General features: G+C 36.7%; 21 protein-coding genes. 7 read left to right on the top strand and 14 right to left on the bottom strand.

Translation table 11 applies throughout. The features are described 5' to 3' along the window. Positions 1 to 3: 3 nt before the first annotated feature. The 14 genes from DW125_RS07320 to DW125_RS07250 form a co-directional block, all read right to left on the bottom strand. Positions 4 to 1,752 carry a site-specific DNA-methyltransferase gene (locus DW125_RS07320; RefSeq protein ID WP_117537656.1) on the bottom strand — a complete coding sequence of 583 codons (1,749 nt, stop codon included), beginning with the start codon at positions 1,750 to 1,752 and terminating at the stop codon, positions 4 to 6. Beyond that, entirely contained in the window at positions 1,730 to 2,485 is a 756-nt protein-coding gene (locus tag DW125_RS07315) for a hypothetical protein (protein WP_117537654.1), read from the bottom strand. Before DW125_RS07315 ends, DW125_RS07320 begins: the two co-directional genes overlap by 23 nt. A gap of 15 nt (positions 2,486 to 2,500) precedes the next feature. Next, positions 2,501 to 5,365 (bottom strand): ATP-dependent helicase, encoded by a 2,865-nt coding sequence (locus tag DW125_RS07310; protein ID WP_117537652.1) that lies wholly within the window; start codon positions 5,363 to 5,365, stop codon positions 2,501 to 2,503. Between the two features lie 41 nt (positions 5,366 to 5,406). Further along, on the bottom strand, positions 5,407 to 5,613 hold the full coding sequence (locus DW125_RS07305) for a helix-turn-helix domain-containing protein (RefSeq protein ID WP_117537647.1): 207 nt from the start codon (positions 5,611 to 5,613) through the stop codon (positions 5,407 to 5,409). Positions 5,614 to 5,799: 186 nt separating this feature from the next. After that, the gene (locus DW125_RS07300; protein WP_117537645.1) at positions 5,800 to 6,015 is read right to left on the bottom strand and encodes a hypothetical protein; all 216 of its coding nucleotides are present in this window, start codon (positions 6,013 to 6,015) and stop codon (positions 5,800 to 5,802) included. Between the two features lie 155 nt (positions 6,016 to 6,170). After that, positions 6,171 to 7,196, bottom strand: a complete 1,026-nt coding sequence (locus DW125_RS07295; protein WP_117537643.1) for a zinc-ribbon domain-containing protein — start codon at positions 7,194 to 7,196, stop codon at positions 6,171 to 6,173. 159 nt (positions 7,197 to 7,355) lie between these two features. Continuing rightward, positions 7,356 to 8,108: a hypothetical protein gene (locus tag DW125_RS07285; RefSeq protein ID WP_117537639.1), complete on the bottom strand. Its 753-nt coding sequence runs from the start codon at positions 8,106 to 8,108 to the stop codon at positions 7,356 to 7,358. 212 nt (positions 8,109 to 8,320) lie between these two features. After that, complete coding sequence (locus DW125_RS07275; protein WP_242992913.1) at positions 8,321 to 8,821, bottom strand: hypothetical protein; 501 nt, start codon at positions 8,819 to 8,821, stop codon at positions 8,321 to 8,323. 156 nt (positions 8,822 to 8,977) lie between these two features. Next, positions 8,978 to 10,213 (bottom strand): site-specific integrase, encoded by a 1,236-nt coding sequence (locus DW125_RS07270; protein WP_004606460.1) that lies wholly within the window; start codon positions 10,211 to 10,213, stop codon positions 8,978 to 8,980. 33 nt (positions 10,214 to 10,246) lie between these two features. After that, positions 10,247 to 10,420: a hypothetical protein gene (locus tag DW125_RS14090; RefSeq protein WP_004606461.1), complete on the bottom strand. Its 174-nt coding sequence runs from the start codon at positions 10,418 to 10,420 to the stop codon at positions 10,247 to 10,249. 111 nt (positions 10,421 to 10,531) lie between these two features. Further along, a complete protein-coding gene (locus tag DW125_RS07265) occupies positions 10,532 to 10,741 on the bottom strand; it encodes a DUF6462 family protein (protein WP_008976866.1) in 210 nt (69 codons plus the stop codon). Positions 10,742 to 10,937: 196 nt separating this feature from the next. Then, positions 10,938 to 11,210, bottom strand: a complete 273-nt coding sequence (locus DW125_RS07260) for a hypothetical protein (protein ID WP_008976867.1) — start codon at positions 11,208 to 11,210, stop codon at positions 10,938 to 10,940. A 30-nt stretch (positions 11,211 to 11,240) separates the two neighbouring features. Further along, positions 11,241 to 11,345, bottom strand: a complete 105-nt coding sequence (locus tag DW125_RS07255; protein ID WP_242992912.1) for a peptide deformylase — start codon at positions 11,343 to 11,345, stop codon at positions 11,241 to 11,243. A gap of 48 nt (positions 11,346 to 11,393) precedes the next feature. Then, positions 11,394 to 12,272: an SPL family radical SAM protein gene (locus tag DW125_RS07250; protein ID WP_008976868.1), complete on the bottom strand. Its 879-nt coding sequence runs from the start codon at positions 12,270 to 12,272 to the stop codon at positions 11,394 to 11,396. 471 nt (positions 12,273 to 12,743) lie between these two features. On the opposite strand from DW125_RS07250, the gene DW125_RS07240 reads away from it, so the two are divergent. From DW125_RS07240 to DW125_RS07210, 7 genes are all read left to right on the top strand, one after another. Next, positions 12,744 to 13,130 carry a plasmid mobilization protein gene (locus DW125_RS07240; RefSeq protein WP_008976869.1) on the top strand — a complete coding sequence of 129 codons (387 nt, stop codon included), beginning with the start codon at positions 12,744 to 12,746 and terminating at the stop codon, positions 13,128 to 13,130. Then, complete coding sequence (locus DW125_RS07235; RefSeq protein WP_008976870.1) at positions 13,108 to 14,655, top strand: relaxase/mobilization nuclease domain-containing protein; 1,548 nt, start codon at positions 13,108 to 13,110, stop codon at positions 14,653 to 14,655. The genes DW125_RS07240 and DW125_RS07235 overlap by 23 nt, the downstream gene beginning before the upstream one ends. A 27-nt stretch (positions 14,656 to 14,682) precedes the next feature. Next, on the top strand, positions 14,683 to 15,009 hold the full coding sequence (locus DW125_RS07230) for a hypothetical protein (protein ID WP_008976871.1): 327 nt from the start codon (positions 14,683 to 14,685) through the stop codon (positions 15,007 to 15,009). Next, positions 14,996 to 15,775, top strand: a complete 780-nt coding sequence (locus DW125_RS07225) for an FAD-dependent thymidylate synthase (RefSeq protein ID WP_008976872.1) — start codon at positions 14,996 to 14,998, stop codon at positions 15,773 to 15,775. Before DW125_RS07230 ends, DW125_RS07225 begins: the two co-directional genes overlap by 14 nt. Continuing rightward, positions 15,765 to 16,178: a dUTP diphosphatase gene (locus DW125_RS07220; protein ID WP_008976873.1), complete on the top strand. Its 414-nt coding sequence runs from the start codon at positions 15,765 to 15,767 to the stop codon at positions 16,176 to 16,178. The genes DW125_RS07225 and DW125_RS07220 overlap by 11 nt, the downstream gene beginning before the upstream one ends. An 83-nt stretch (positions 16,179 to 16,261) precedes the next feature. Beyond that, positions 16,262 to 16,537, top strand: a complete 276-nt coding sequence (locus DW125_RS07215; protein WP_008976874.1) for a helix-turn-helix domain-containing protein — start codon at positions 16,262 to 16,264, stop codon at positions 16,535 to 16,537. A 429-nt stretch (positions 16,538 to 16,966) separates the two neighbouring features. Continuing rightward, positions 16,967 to 17,344, top strand: a complete 378-nt coding sequence (locus DW125_RS07210; RefSeq protein WP_008976875.1) for a TnpV protein — start codon at positions 16,967 to 16,969, stop codon at positions 17,342 to 17,344. The last annotated feature ends 253 nt before the right edge of the window (positions 17,345 to 17,597 follow it).

Here is a 17,597-nt window from a genome sequence, read left to right as displayed (position 1 = left end):
AGATTACTCGACCTCCACTTCTAAGGATTCCGATAAAAGGTCAGTGATTTTAACTCGTATCGTACCTGCATTTTCAGGTATGTCATACACACCGCTTACTATCTCTTTTTTATCCGGCACATCTGTTACGGTCGGCTGCATAACTACTCCGTCAAAATTCCAATCAATCATTATAGACTCGACTAATTGACGCCAATCCTCTACATATTCCTTCTGCAATGAAAGCTTCTGCATAAGGTTCATAGGATAGAAAGCTCTGATAACTAACTTATTGCCTTCTCTGACAATCTCGGCTTCCGCTTCTCGTTTTAATTGCAAGTCTTTCTTTTCTCTAAGAATATCTACAATTTCAATATCTAACTTATATTCAGAAAGTTCCTGCTCCAAAGAAGCCTTCAAATCCGGTTCGTGACCCATACAAACAATTGTAATCTTCTCAACCGGTTGAGTTGGATTTTCAGCTTTTCTCTTTTCGTAAGTCTTATATGGCAAGTTAGCTTTCAACTCTTCCAAGTCTGCCTTAGTTGCAATACGATTTACCGGCATAATCTTAACCATTCGACCATCAAGTTCACCATCCCAAACATCACTCTGTGGAAATGGTTGAATTTCGAGAGCTTGTATAATTAGTTCCTTCGCTTCGAGAGGATTCCTAAAGAAGTCATAATTATTGACATTATATACTTCAAATCCTGTATATTTTTCATTGTCCTGCAGCTGTTCGCTTAATTCGTTTGCTACATTGATAAGGCGTTTAGTAGTAGTTTGAATTGAGCCGAGGTTAATATCAGCCCCTATGAACCTTCTACCAAGTTTCATAGCGACAGCCTGCGTTGTTCCACTTCCCATAAAGCAATCGAAAACCAAGTCGCCCGGGTTTGTCGATGCATTTATTATCCTTTCAACAAGCTTTTCTGGTTTTTGAGTCGGATAATCGCATCGTTCTTTAGCCACTGGATTTACAGGAGGAATATCATTCCAAACAGAGTCTATAATATCTCCCTTTACTTCATCCAGATAGATAATTCGTGTTCCACCACCCGTAGGATTTACATCATCCCTATATAAACGTCCATTTTCATCTTTCTTAAATCTCTTTATGTATTCTGGAGAGTGAGGTCTATATTGAACATTCCATGTATAATTATCGCTATTTTTTGTATAAGAATAGATTAAATCATGTTTTTGTGGAAATTTTTTAGAAGTTGCTCTTTTAAAGCCAAAGTAACTCCAAACAATTTCATTTCTAAAATTTTCTGGTCCAAAAACCTCGTCTAAGATTATTCTCAGAAAAGATGACTTATGCCAATCACAGTGAACATATATACTGCCTGATTCACTTAATAATTCTCTCATTATCAGTAAACGTTCGTACATAAATTGAAGATATTCATCATTTGTCCAAATATCGCCATATTGTTTTTCTTCGAATGATGTAGAGTCAGTTTCTGCCTTACCTACGCCTTTAACTTCGATTTTCTTTTTATAATCTGCTTTACTATCGAATGGCGGGTCGATATAGATAAGGTCAATTTTACCACGATATTCTTTAATCAAATGGCTCATAACCTGTAAGTTATCTCCCCAGAATATCTTATTTATCCAGCCATTTGTTTCCTCACCGTATCTCTCACGAAGCTGAGCCGGATAATACTGTGTAGATTCATAAGGACGCTTTCCCGTCCATCTAAGTTCCGGAAACCCCTTAATTGTCGGGCGTTTAGCAAATTCAAAAGTCATTTGTCCTTCCATTTTTTAATCCTCCGTTATTCTTTGCTACCTTTTTTATTTCTGCGTCTCTAATCGGTATAAGTCGTCCTTCCATATACAAATCCCGCCCCAGTAAACTATGAAGTAGAATATATTTATCAGTTTCCAACAGATTAGGATTTTCACTCAGCAAAGCATTCACTCCTTCAATCATCATTGGTTCTGTAAGCTGTGCTAAAGTGGATTCAACATCAAGCTCTCCTGCATTTTGAAGTTTCGTAAGACTGCTTAACAGCCCAATCCAATGATAAAGAAGCTTTCGCTTTTCTGCATCTACTTCTTCCTTCGTCATAATTTCAGACAATATCGGCTGATTCTCAACTACCTTATGTTCTGTTTCACATTTTATCTGGTCTATCTTAAGCTCTTTAGAAAATAAAACATCTTTTGCCCCCTTCCAAAGTGGGACTATATGCTTATGCCAAACATTAGGAATTACTTCATAGAAAAAAACATCTCCTGCTCGGTCAATGGCATATTTAGAATATTCTACCATCTTATCTCGAACTAAATCTTTTATAGGAGAAGCATAACTTTCCTGCACCACACTATCAGCCACATAATGCTTTAATTCCTTAAGTACCCTATGTGGTTTTCGATTCATCAACCTGCCATATTCATCTATAAAAGCTTCATCATTTTTCCATTTTATGAAAAGTTCATCTGTTGGAATAATATATATAATATTATTTTTCCTAACTCTATGTTCTGCCATACACTCTACCTCTCGTTACTTATTGCAGTAGTATCGAAAATCGCAGTTCTTACAAGTTTTCGCATCATCGCAACGATGCTTAAAATCCTTCCTCAGAATTTTATGTACAGTATCATCAAAAGCTGCAACTGTTCCTTCAATAGCAGTCCTTGTATAAGGATATGTTATCATCGGATTACCATTTTCTTCTCCCGTATAGTAGAGATGCATTTTGCTTACCTTCTGTCCGGTTCTCTGTTCAATAAGATAAGCATAGATTTGTAATTGTCTACGATAATGTTCTAACCTTTCTCGCATCTTAACCATATCTGGCTTTCGCTCAGATTTGAAATCAACTATTTCAACTGTACCGTCAACGCCTTTGACAAGGTCAATCTTACCATCTATGATATAGTCCTCTTTAACAAGACTTACATCTACCTCAGCCTGCTGAACAGATGCCCATTTGCCGTCCATTCTCTTTGCATATCGTTCTACTTGACTGAGTGCTGCATTACGCTGTGGCTCAGCCAAATAAGTATGCTCCGACTTAACAAGCGAATTATAATTTGACTCAAACCAAGTAGCAATATTATCGTTAGTGATTTTATCGACTTCTCCTCTGATAGCAGCTCTATGAATATCTTCAATGGTTTCATGAACCAAAGTACCGAACATCATAGCGTTCTGTCGAACAGGCATAAATTCAAGTTCCTTATAGAACTTATACTGTAAAGCACAAGTTTCATAAACTGTAATGTGAGAAGTAAACGAAAAGGAATTTTTCAAATTTACCTTCTTTACAGATTGAAAAAAAAATTCGCTTAAATCAAATTCGTCACTATCCACACTCTGAATTTCATCATAAATATCTCTAAAGTATTGGCTTGGAGTACGTTTATTTTCATCGCAGGTAAGTACGAGCAAATTCTGTGCCCTTGAAAAAGCCGTATAGTATAATCTCCAAAAATCAAAATACTTTGTTTGGTCATAAGGTTCAAATGCCGGTCTATGGAAATATTTTTCCTCGACTTCTGTCATAAGGTCTTTATATGTTTTTCTCGGTACATTACTTAAAGAATCCACCAATACAATTGGGAACTCCATTCCTTTAGATTGATGTATTGTAAGGAATGACACACAACCACTCGGTGCATACTCCGCCTCGTCCTCATACTCAGATATTCCACCGTCATAAAGTAGTTTTAAATAAAGATTAAAAAGTAGTTCTGTGTTTCTATCAATATATGAACCATTAAATACATCAACTCTATGCAGATACTCAAACTTACCGATTATCTGTGTAAGTAAAGCAAGATTTCTTGTAGGTCGAATATCAACAACACCTACACTCATATCTGTATCAAGAATATCGCTAAAAGGTCTAAACATAAACAACTTATAAAGCAATCCTGAATAAGCATAATCCGTCGTTCCAGTCAACCCTGCGTGTACTTTGCCGTGTTTTCTAATAAACTGTAATAGTTCTTTATTATCCGCCCTAGTAACATATTCATTAGCAGCAACAATGCATTCCCTATAATATCGGTAATGTTCTACCTGCAAAAAATCAAATTCTTGTTTTTCAAGTTTCATTACATATTTAGGAAACATAAGCATTAAACACCCCAATGCCAGTTTTATCTCATCACGTTTGAAAAACATATCTGAACGGGGAGAATAGACATTTATTCCATTTCTCTCCAAAAAATTTGCAAGTGCTGTTACTCGCTGATGCTTAACCGAGCTGAATAAAAAAGCCAGTTGGTTGTAATCCGTAAGCTTTCCTGATTCTTTTAACTCCTTAATAAAACCAAGTATTTTCTCATGCCACTCATCTTCATCATCTTTGCTAAATAATTTTACTACCGCAGGACTTTGTATATCGGACTTTACGTGTGGCTCAATTTTCTTTTGATAGCGATATCTATCCCAAGAAAATTTGAATTTATGCCCCGATGTAGTTGATATCCATTCGTTATAAAAATCCACAATATCACTATTAGAACGATAATTTACTACCAGCGGAATAATCTTACATCCCTCATTTTCAAATTTGTGCGGAAATTCAAGTATATTACGGATAGTTGCACCCCTAAAACGATATAAACCTTGGTCATCATCTCCTACAACGCATATATTATGATGTTTAGCTCCAAGCAAAAACACTATCTGTTCCTGTATGTAATTTGTATCCTGATATTCATCTATCATAAGATATTGCAGTTTATCTTGTAATTCTTCTAATATCTGTTTATTCTGCATAAGCAATTTGTAACATTCAGTCTGAATTGTTGAGAAATCAATCAAATTTCCTTCCTCAAGCATTTCTTGATAAACAGACAGCACTCTTCCAAGTGTTCTTATCCCAGGATTATCATCTGACTTCAATGCTTCAATATCAACCATTTCTTCAGACAAATGGTTGACATATGTGCAAATCTCATCAGACCGTTTCCAAGAACCTCCCTTTGAAAGAAGCTCATCAATTCCCTCTATATTCTTGAATTTATGAAAATTTCTAAACACAAGATACTTTTGGTCGAAAGTATCAAGTAAACGATAATTTCGTTTAAGTCTTGTAAACTCTAAATTCTCTTTTATAATCCTCAAACATAAAGAGTGAAATGTACCAATATACATTTCATTTACATTGACAGAAATATTCCTTTCTGCTAACTCATTTGTAATACGGGTTATAAGTTCTTTAGCTGCCTTTTCCGTAAAAGTAGCCATCATTATTTGTTCAGGTTTTATGCCACATTCTTGAATAAGATAAACCGCCCTCTTAACAAGTGTAAATGTTTTACCTGTACCGGGTCCTGCTGTGATAAGCACAAGACCGTCTGTGGCACTTATTGCTTCTTTTTGAGCTTCGTTTGCATTTCCATAATTAAACATATAAACAGCTCCTATTCCGTCCCAGTAAAATCCACTTTTCTTTATTCATCTAAAATAACTTCGCATATATCTCCGATGTCGCAATGAAACACCCGACATATCCTCATCAGTACTTCAAGAGATACTGGCTCATTCTTATTTATCTTCGTTGCAGCGTATGATGTAATTTCGGCTGCACGCATTAAATCCTGTCTTTTCATTTGATTGTCAATCATAAGTTTTTGAAGTTTGTTATAGCATATCTTCATCAGTAACACCTCTTCATCTTATAATTCTTCTTCGTTACAGTTAACCATTTAACATTATATATTAAATTTTCAGGCATTTCAAGATTTCGGACAGAAATGTAACCTTTCAGGCACTAAGGTGTCACTTTTTACAAACACCTAATACGACTCTTTTAAAGAATACTAAAAAAGAGATGCCGAAGCACCTCAATTATACATTCTATTATTAACATTCAATGCAATCATTGCTATGACCTTTTCTATCGGCGGCTCTTTTCCGTCCGGTGCAACTACTTTCCAAAAAGCTATTGCTTCCGGTTCAGCACTTTTCATTGCTTCCCGAATGGCAAACTGCATTTCCTCTTTTACTGCTTTTTCGGTTGTTCCATTTTCTTTCGCTATTTGTCTGAAAATGTCGTTCACATCTACTTCCTCCTATGTCTATTAGTATGTGTCTGTCACTGACAGTTGTTGTTATAGCATATTTGCTCTGTCGAAGTCCCGAAAAATTTGTCGATAGCAGAAATTTTTTATACTGAAAAAAAGAAAGCTCGTCGATTAGGACGAACTTCTGCGTTTTATGGAAGTATTTGCTTTGACTGCTTCACAAGTGTATCTATGACTTCATAAATTCTGTTTCTATCTTCAGGAGCAAGTTTTTCAAGCTTCTCATTCAGCATTGAGTTCTTGACTGTATATCCCGTTTCCAGAACATCTGTAAGAACCATATCTGATGATACACCTAAAGCATTTACTATCTTTATGAAAGTTTCGAGTGACGGAATTTTCTCTCCACGCTCAACCATACCAATATAATTTGTTGTCAAATCTGTTTTCTCAGCCAAATCTTCTTGGCGTAATTTCCTCGCAAGTCGGAACTTTCTTATATTCTTGCCGATTGTATCGAGCTTCAACGGCAAGTTCTTTTCTGACCACTCCAAAGCAATTTCAGGGTGTGTTGTCTGCAAATCGTTAAACCCTTTCAGGAATATGTACCCACTGCAATACGGGCATTTGCTCCCACCGGAACGGGTAGAAATAAGAGTGTTCCACTTTCTGCCGCAATCCTTACACTTCCACCAAGCCTTACGATTGGCAAAGACCGTAACCTGAGTTGGAAGTAACGGATAATTTCTATCCGACCACTCGGCAGCTATATCCGGCTGAAGTGTTGCAAGGTCATTAAATCCTGCCAACACTTTATTATGGGAACAATATGGGCAACCTGTTTTATTTATTGTCCTGCTCTTAACAGCAGCTTCCCACTCGTGTCCTTTCTCACATCTCCAAATTACTTTCTTATGAGAACCAATAGAAACTTCTGTCGGTTTTATCTTATTCTTTTCCGACCACTGCTTTTCCAGTAGCGGCTCTAATGTTGCCAAATCGTTAATCCCTGCAATCACTCTCGCACCGGAACATATCGGGCATTTTTCTCCATTAGAACGAGCCTTAACACTTGCCTGCCATTCATGACCGCAAGCACCTCTCCACCATACTTTTTTATTTGAACCAAAGGTAATATCATCAGGTGTAAGCGGTAAATTCTTCTCTGACCACTCCGAAACAAGCTCCGGGTGTACTTCTGCTAAACTGTTGTTCATAGCCAAACCTCAACCTCCTTGTGCTTAGAGTATATGAAGTTTTGGCTTTATCTTGTAGTTTGCGAATATCCGTATAAATAGAAAAAAACCTTTGAGAAAAGGATTTCTCCTCTCTCAAAGGGCAAGTTGGCAAACTGGAAGTTTCACTTCTAAGAATCCTTAAATTTTAACCATTCCTTTTAATATAGCATGGTCTGGCAAACCTTTAATTCCCAAATAGTCATATTCTGTTTTTCCCAAATATCCATTTTCTTCCGTAAGAAAGCTCCAATCATATGTAGCAATAGGACTATATTTTACATCTTTATATCCGTTGTATACAGAATCTAAACCTTTTTCAACAAGCCAGTCTAAGCCAACACTATCTCCATCCTTAAACACAAAACTATGGTAATCATTAACTATCCTTGGACCATATACCTCAGCAACTAATGAAAAACATTCGGATAATGTCTTATGAACACAATTAAAATCCCCCAAACACAAAAATCTATCTATATTTTTAAAGCAACCTTTTAAATAATTATATTGAATTAACTTCGTGCCACTTTCTGTTTTAATTCGAGTACCGATAATACTTAACTTCTTATTTTCAATTTCAATATCAACTTGTAAAAACTCAGGACGATTAACATCACAGACATCTACAGTCTTAACTGCAATTAACTTGTACATTAAGTTTCTACGTACGCCAATACAAACTTGGTTATACCTTTTTGAAACAAATGGAGAACAATATAGATCAAACTCTTTCTCTATATCATGTTTAAATTCTCCCCAACCATTTGATGTGCAAAATTCAACTAAAACAAATATATCTACAGAGTTAATATAATTACTAATAAATGATGGAATCTCATATCCTATTCCACCCATTGCATGCAAGTTCCACTCCAAATATTTTATTTCCATAAACCCTCCACAAAATCTCGATTTGTATTTCTGTTTGTTTTAAAAATGGGCAACTCCGATTGGAATTGCCCACTCATTGCACTAATTATGCGATTTTTTCTTGCTTGCACCGATTTCTGCATCAATTGATGTAAGTTTGATGTAAATCGCTGTTTTTTATCAAATGAAGTACGTCCCGTCTATTTGGTGAAACGGTACATTTTTACATCATCTTAATACAGCTTCGCACCTGCCGGAATATGGTTATCAACCATCAGAAGATGCAGTTCTTCATCCTCTGAATCCTTCAGGTTATTCACTGCTGAAAGCAGCATACCGCAAGACTCGATTCCCATCATCTTTCTTGGCGGAAGGTTGGTGATTGCAATCAGTGTCTTTCCAACTAACTCTTCTGGCTCATAATAAGCGTGAATACCGCTTAAAATGGTTCTGTCTGTACCTGTTCCGTCATCCAGTGTGAACTGAAGGAGCTTCTTGCTCTTCGGAACTGCTACACACTCTTTAACCTTTACGGCACGGAAATCAGATTTGCTGAATGTATCGAAATCAACCTCTTCTTCAAATAAAGGCTCAACCTTTACGTTGGAGAAGTCAATCTTCGCATTGTCTTTGAAGAATCCGTTGTTGTCGTTTGCAGTTGCTTCTTCTACTGCTCCGGATTTTCCTGCTTTTTTGTCAGAGTCAAGACTCTTCATTGTCGGGAAAGATTTCACGTTTTCTTCATGATTCTTCGGGATGCGTCACTGTACTATTTTTTCTAAATTTATAAACCTTATAATTACTTCACTATTCGTCATTATTAAATTATCTTTGTTGTCAATTTGCTGTAAACCAAACAAATTGTTGTCATCCGTTTTACTAAGCACTTCTCAAAAAATATCTAATTTTGCTGCTAAATTCTCGAATGATTCTTGTTTCTTTTCTTCTGTTGCTTCCGCATAAATGTCCATCGTTGTTTCAATGTTTCTATGTCCCATAATGGATTGAATAACTTTTAAATTTGTTTCATTTTCGCAAAGTCGTGTACAAAAAGTATGTCTCAGATGATGGCAAGAAAAATTAGGTAGTATAATAGGATCTCTGCGTTCTTTTTTAGCTCGCACCACTTCGTCTGCATTATAACTATTTGCTATACGCTTAATCGTATGATTGACTGTTTGTGGATTTGGAACCATTCCAAAACGATTACAAAAAATAAATCCTGACATTCCATCAATTTCTGATTCATTAAAACCATTTTCCAGTTGTTCTTCATAAAGCATTTCAAAAGCATCTTTCACAATATCTAACATTGGAATTGTACGAATTCCCGCTTCCGTTTTAGGTTTGGATATTCTCAATACACTTTTGTTGCTTTCTGGTTTTTGATAATAACTCAAACTGTGATTGATACTGATTGTTCTTTTGTCATAATCTAGGTCTTGCCATCGAAGCCCTAATGCCTCACCAATTCTACATCCTGTTCCAAGCAACACCGTAAACATAGGCCACCAATGATAATATATCGGATGGTTCGCAATATATTCCATAAATGCTCTTTGCTGCTCTACTGTCAATGCATGTCTGATTCCTCTGTTCTTCCCGGATTCTCTGCTGATTTCTTTCATTACTCCATCAGTAGGATTATTTCGTATGATCTCATCCCGCACTGCCAACTGAAATGTTGGATGAAGCAAACAATGAACAGTATCTAAAGTTCCTAATGAAATTTTTACTTCATTAAGAAGATAATAATAAAACTGCAATACATCAGAATACTTTATATCAGCAATCCGCTTTTTTCCAAAGGTATCACGTACATAATGATCGTACGTATATAAATATGAACTTTTTGTAGATTCACGCAAATTATACTTCGTGGACATATACCGATCAAACGTATCATTCACACTTGCCTTGCCAGCAACGTAGAGATCCAATCCGTCCAACTGATCCTTCATCAGTTTAGCTTCTTTCTCTCTTAGTTCTGCCAGATCGTTAGCATATATAAATTTACGTCTGCCCATCGGGTCTGTATAGGTGTACATATATCTTTTATCTGATGATCTTTGTACTTCTCCTTTGCGTAAAGATCTTCCTCGCAAATCTTTTCTAACTTTCGCCATAATAGTTTCCTCCTCTTAAGAGAGAAGCACTCACTATTTTTTCTGCTCGGATAAAAGTATCTCTACCCCTTTTAGGACAATGTCCGTTGTAGTCATTTTATGTTGTTCGGCGTATGCAAGCATCTGGGAATATAGCTGATCAGGAACACGAATGCTTAATACTTTCTTCTTTGCATTGTCTGATTTTGGTCTTCCCATCTTTTTCATTTCAGCTCTTATACCTCCTATACCAACATTATACTTTCTGTATGACATAAAGTCAATTAAAAATGCAGAAAACTATAGAAGTTCTTCTCTCTTATTTTCTCTCTTAAAATTTTAATACTCTCGGAATGTTTCCAAATATTTTTCAAATATCTCACAATTAACTAAAGCTACTTTATCAATTTTATAGACTGCTTTCGCCTCTTTTGCTAATGCCTGAAATTTTGTCAATCCTAAACTGTATTTCTCCGCACCTTCTGGATATCTCACGAACTTCTTTTCCATTTTCTTAGTAGCTTCCACATCTTTTCTTGCAAAACCCATTTCACAAAACTCCTTTCCATTTATAAATAAGAAAGAAAACAAATTTGTCTTCTCATATAACGAAAGGAAATCAATGGATTTTACAGGGTGATTATGATAAAAAGTTAAAAAAATAGTTGTCAAAGACTTTTCTTCGACAACTATCGTTACAAATTACTAATATTCATATTGAATTATTTTATTTTCATATTTTATATCACAACCCATTTCTATAAATCTCGTTTATAACGGCCTGTGCCTGTTCCATTTCTTTTTTCTTTATGAATTCTTCCCGGTCACTTAAAATTGCTATCATCTCATCTATTACATCTTCTATTCTAGGTTCCGTGTAACGATACAAGTATCCTAACATTCTAGTCGCCGTATAATCAGTATTCAAAATATTGTAAGCTATTTCTGAACAAAGTTCTTTTGGATATCCTTTGGTAAGTAAAACCTTGTACAACTCATCTGTTCTCTCTGTTTTCATAAACCATTTCTCCTGTAAATTTTACGCTGCTTATATCAATATTCCTTCCCAATGATCCAATTCATGCTGACAGATCTGCGCGATCCATCCATCAAGTTTCAAATTCTGTTTTGCATCATCAAAAGTCTGTTTCATAATAATTTCAACATTCGTCCAACAAATCAAGATGATTAAGAATTCCATCTATATAAAATCAAAAAGTGATAGTTGCTCACACTTATCTTTTTCTTCATAGGTACGCAGATATTCAAACACTTTATCATTATCATGAACAATATGGTATTTGTCACATGTTTGATTGAATATCTTCCGTAGATGGTTTTCATTTGGGCTTGGCAAAATATATTGATTCCCATAATAGGCAATATATTTTCCTTTCAGTCCAGGAAACAGACGATCCAATTGTTTATAGAAATATTCACGATTCCCTTCTCGTAAAGTCAAACCCATACCAAAATTTATAATCCCATACACTTTTGTTTCAACGCAATAATTTAATATACCACGCAGATTTTCTTCAGTATCGTTAATAAACGGCAAGATTGGACATAACCATACAACCGTAGGAATGCCCTCTTGATGCAAAATCTTTAACGCTTCATACCGTTCTTTGGTTGTACTGACATTAGGCTCTAATTTCCGACACAACTGTTCATCGTAAGTAGTTAATGTCATCTGTACGACACATTTCGTTTTTTCATTGATTTTTTTTAAAATATCTAAGTCACGAAGCACTTGGGTTGATTTCGTAATCAGGGTAAACCCAAACCCATATTTTTCAGCAAGTGACAATGATTTTCTCACATACCGCAAGTCATTTTCCAATGGGATATATGGATCGGTCATTGCTCCGGTACCTATCATACATCGCTTCCGTTTTCTTTTCAGGGCATCCTCTAGCAACTCAAGTGCATTCTGTTTTACTTCAATATCTTCAAATGCATGATTCATATGATAGCAATCACTTCTTGAATCACAATAAATGCAACCATGCGTGCATCCCCGGTATAGATTCATTCCATTGGATGCCGATAGAATGCCTTTTGATGTTACATAATGCATTTCCTTCCCCCTTTCATCTATCGCCTGATATCTTGTTGTCCTACGCACACCTGGAAGAGGTAAACGTCTAGTTTCTGTCTCATAAGGCAAATTAGTTTTATCATTTTCTTCATACTTTTATTCTCAAAATCGTTTTTTGATTGATTCTGAATTGTAGTATAACAGTTTTTTAACTTTTTTTCTATCTCGCCCTGTATTTTCCCCTCTGAGCATTTCGATATATGAGAGGGTTAATCTTTCAAGAGCAAGATCCACTCAGTAATACGGTATCGCCATTTTGGCTTTCCTATTACTTTGAGTTTTATCTTGATGTGGATTTCGCTCCCCATACCCTCGATACTGACATTTGCAAAATGTCAGATTGGCTTCCACATAAAATGTGTACGCAACACCAGAAGTATCAGAAGGGACAGCTGATATTTCTTGTGGAGTGCCATAAAGTTGGAAGTGCCAAATTAAGAAAGGAGGAACATGGCACCGAAGAAAAAAAGAAATGAAATGAAACACTCTAATATCATCTGTTTAAGATTAAGTGACATTGAATTAGAGTTAGTCAATCATGCCGCTTCTCAGGCAAAATTATCACGTTCTGATTATCTGAGAAACCTGATTTTAGATCACAAAATGGCCATACACTATGAGGTTGTCATTGAAAGCAAAACAGTAAAAATGCTCTTAGCAGAGTATGGAAAAATCGGCTCTAATCTTAATCAGATTGCAAAGTATTTTAACACTGGAGGAGCGTACTCTAAATCTGTAGCAAATGAAATCCAGCAATGCCTTTACGATCTCTATAGATTAAAAAAAGAACTGCTAAAAGTAATAGGTGATTATCATGGCAATAGTGAAACATATTAAAAGTCGAAATGCAAACTATTCAGATGCTCTGGATTATCTCATCTTTCAACATGATGAATCAACCGGAAAAATGATTCTTGATGAATTTAATCGACCACTGCGAAGAGATGAATTATACATGGATGGTCTCAACTGTAATCCCGATACTTTTGATGTTGAATGCTATGAATGTAATGAACATTTTAAAAAGAACCGAAGCAAATCCGAAATCAAAAGTCATCACTATATCATCAGTTATGATCCTGCCGATGCTATTGAATGTGATCTGACGGGAGAAAAAGCACAGGCTCTATCTTTAGAACTTGCAAAGAAAATTTTTCCAGGATATCAGGCTCTTATCGTGACACATACCGATGGTCACAATGGATCCGGCAATATCCATACGCACATTGTTATCAATAGTGTTCGTAAAAACACAGTAAAAAGAGAATCTTATATGACGCAGCCTCACGATCATGAAGCCGGATACAAGCACCGATCCACAAATAAATTTCTGGATTATTTCAAAAAGGAAATTATGGATATGTGCATCCAAGAGGGACTTCATCAAATCGATCTTCTCTCTCCGGCTGAAACTAAAGTGCCACAAGCAGAATATATGGCTCAAAAATCCGGACAGAAAAAATTAGAAGAGACAAATAAAAAAATCATTGCCGATGGATTGAAACCAACAGCCACAACATTTCAAACACAGAAGCAGGAACTCAGAAATGCCATTGAAGAATGCAGCTCGCATTCCAAAAACTTTCAGGAATTCCAATCTCTGCTTTTTGAAAAATATCAGATTTCCGTTATTGAAGAGAGGGGAAGATATCGTTATCTCCATCCGGATCGGGACAAACGGATTACAGAGAAGGCTTTAGGAACTCAATACGGCAAAGAACATTTAGAACAGCTCTTCTTACGAAAAAATCCGATAACCATTCTTTATGTCAGATCTCATTTACGGTTGGTGGTAGATCTTCAGAAAAATGTGAAAGCAATGCAAAGTCCCGGATATGCTCATCGGGTAAAAATATCCAATCTTCAGGAAATGGCAAATACCATTATCTATGTGCAAGAACATGGATACAATACCCAAACCGAATTAAAAAGTGCCTTTTCCGAATCTCAAAAACAGTTAGATCAGGCAACAGATCAGCTTATGGAAATGAATGCAGATTTGAAAAGCATCAACCGGCAGATTCATTACACCGGACAATATTTTGCACAGAAAGCAATCTATACCGAATTTTTAAAAGCGAAAAACAAAGGCAGATTCCGAAAGGAACACACCGCTGAAATTCAAGCATATGAAGAAGCCCGTGACTGGCTGAAATCTTTTTATCCAGATGGAAAGATGCTTCCTATCAAAACATTGAAGGAACAAAAAGCCAGCTTGCAGGAACAGATCGACCAGCAAAAATCATCCATCCGATCTCTAAAGGATCTGACACAAGATTTAAGAACCGTAGACAAAAATGTGGAAGCAATTCTCCACAACCAGGTTCCCAAAAAACAAAAGACACGGGAACCCGAATTATAAATCATTTTACGAAGGAGGAATTACAATATGACACAAAATGAATTTAATGTTGTCCTTGAACAACAATATCGAAAATGTGCCGATGTACTGGTACACAAGAAAAAAGAATACACCGGAGACCGCATTGATCGCCTGAGTGCATTTAAAATTGCTGCCTCATTACAGGGATGCACACCTAAGACTGCTCTGGCCGGAATGATGTCGAAGCATGTCGTATCTCTCTATGATATGTGTTACTCTTCGTTGCTCCAATTTGAGTTAGAACAATGGGATGAGAAGATCACAGACTGCATCAACTATCTCATTCTGCTGAAAGCATTGATAAAGGAGGAACAAGCCTATGGATCACATTGAGACAAAGATTTTAAATAGTTATACCATTCAGGAAGCAGCTCAAAACATGGTATTCGCAGCAAGGCTTACCCAACAGGGGCATTCCATTCAAAACATGGATGATCTTATGGCTCTTTATCAGAAATCTTTTACGGATAAAACTGTAGACCGGATTGCCAGTCTTCCCCATCCAACCGTACAGAAATTTACTGTGATCACCGTTGCGATTGTAGGAGCAAGCAGACGTTTTCTTGCACAGATCACTCGTCATCAGAATGAAGTAAAATTCATGAGTGCATCTCTGCAATATAGCAACTATTCAGAAAAAGCTGCATTTGTGATCCCATATGAAATCCTTTTTTCCGAACAGAGATACATTGATCTCTATCTGCAAAGCTGCTTATCGGATCTCAGATGTTATCAGGAATTGTGTTCTGTGGGATTTCATCATGATTCTGCCGGCTATGCCCTCCCCCATGCTTTAAGAAATATTCTGATCATCTGTGCTACACCTTATGAGTGGAAACATATGATCAGTCAGCGTATCTGCAGAAGAAATACCGACGAAACAAGAATTGTAATGTTGGACATCTGGCAGAAACTATATGAATTCGATCCGGTGTTATTTTCACCGAAGCTGACCGGTCCTTTCTGCCAAAGGGGATGTTGTGAAGAAGGTGCTATGTCCTGTGGAATCCCCATCCCAAAAGACTGGTCTCCATTAGAAATAATGAAAGCAGATTATCCTCTGCTCGTAGAAGGGAGGGAAGCTGTTTATGAAAATTAAATTGATCGACTTTGGGTTAGAGAAAGATCATTATCCCTTCCGACCTCATGAAAACGATGCCGGCGCCGATGTGTATATGCCTTATGACTGCACATTAAAGCCAGGAGAGATTGCAAGAATTCCCTTAGGATTTGGGCTCATGATTCCGGATGGATATGCCGGTTATGTCTTTCCAAGAAGCAGCATGGCTGCAAAAGGATTGGTCTGCGAACTTCCGCCTATTGATTCCGGATATCGTGGCGAAATTCATGCCATTATCAGCAATGTTAGTTCAGAATCCCAAATACTCAGCAAAGATACCCGTGTAGGGCAACTGGTTATCACTCCCGTTCTAATTGCCGACTTTGTTCTGGATCTCGGAGAAGCAAGAGATATTGGTGCTTTCGGAAGTACCGGGGAATAAAGATCATAAAACCAGAGGTGCCGAATGATATATCATTTGACACCTCGCACAATCAAAATAACTTACAGAAAGGATTTTCTATTATGATTACGTTTGGAAGAAAATTAAAACATTTGAGACAGAAAAATCATCTCACACAAAAAGAACTAGGTATTGCACTTGGCTTTCCGGAAGATTCTGCTGATGTCAGAATTGCACAATATGAAGCAGATGCAAGAAAGCCTCGTGATGAAATCCTTGCTAAAATGGCTAAAATACTTTACGTACCAATCGATGTCCTCACCGTTCCAGTATTATCTGAACCAAGAGAATATGATGCTGCGTCCTTCTGGATGCATGAACTTTCTGCAGAATTATAATTTTTTTAATAAAATAAAAAAAGCAGGAAATCTTTAGATATGCTCTCTTCGTGATGACAGTTTATTATTTTACTGTCTCTCATAAAGGGAGCATATCATTTCAGATTTCCTGCTTAGCAAAGCTGTGAAGATTTAATTGTGATTGGGTTGCCAGTTATACAAACTGCAATTTGAAAACCACATTTTTATAAGTGGTTATTAACCCTCACAGGGTTTTAATAAAATCCTCCGAAAGCCTTGAAAATAAAGGGTTTATCGCAAAATGCTCACCTTAACTTATTATACGATTTCACTTACGTTTATTCTTCCCTTGGAAGCTGATAAGGGCAAACACAAGGGCAAGAAAATCTGATAACAAGATATAAGAGAATGTGGCAATCGGAGAACTGTGACGTATGTGCGAATATATTATACTGGAGGATTTATTATATGGACAAGTACATTTTTGATGAAAGCAACGGTTTATGGTATGAATTGCAGGGAGATTATTATATCCCTTGTCTGATACTTTCCGAAGAAGAAACACAGCCTATCGGTTTGTGGGGACAGCGCCACAAGCAGTATCTAAAGGAGCATAAGCAGTTCCTCTATACCACAATGCTGATTGAGGGTACACTAAACTCCTACCTTGCAGATATTGACAGACAGGCACAGGAGCGTTTGCTCCTGCTGACAAAGCAAATTGCAGAGCAGGAAAATGTGACCGAGAAACTGAAAGCAGATAATGCTATGCTGTGGGTACAGAAAATGAATGAAATTCAGTCCAGAGTTAGAGAAATCATTTACAGCGAGATTATCTACGCATAACAGAATGAGTGATTGGGGCGGTAAGCCAGCTTTTGGCTTACTGCCCTTGTCTGCTCATAAGCAAAATAAAGAAATACCGTCAATGGCAGTGCTTGCACTGTTCATCGAGACCATTGACGGTATTGCGTATTTTGCTATCGCTGTCCGTGGCTTTTTTCAATTTTAAACGTTGCTTAAAACAACTTATTGTGTTAAAATATATGCTGATACAAATAAGAGTTTAGGAGGAACCGAAACTATGACAGCCTCAATG

Origin of the sequence: Dorea sp. AM10-31, assembly GCF_003435815.1 — a bacterium.
Classification (GTDB): Bacteria; Bacillota; Clostridia; order Lachnospirales; family Lachnospiraceae; genus Dorea_D; species Dorea_D hominis.
The sequence above is the reverse complement of the archived record's forward strand: the minus strand, read 5'-3'. Positions and strand labels throughout refer to the sequence as shown.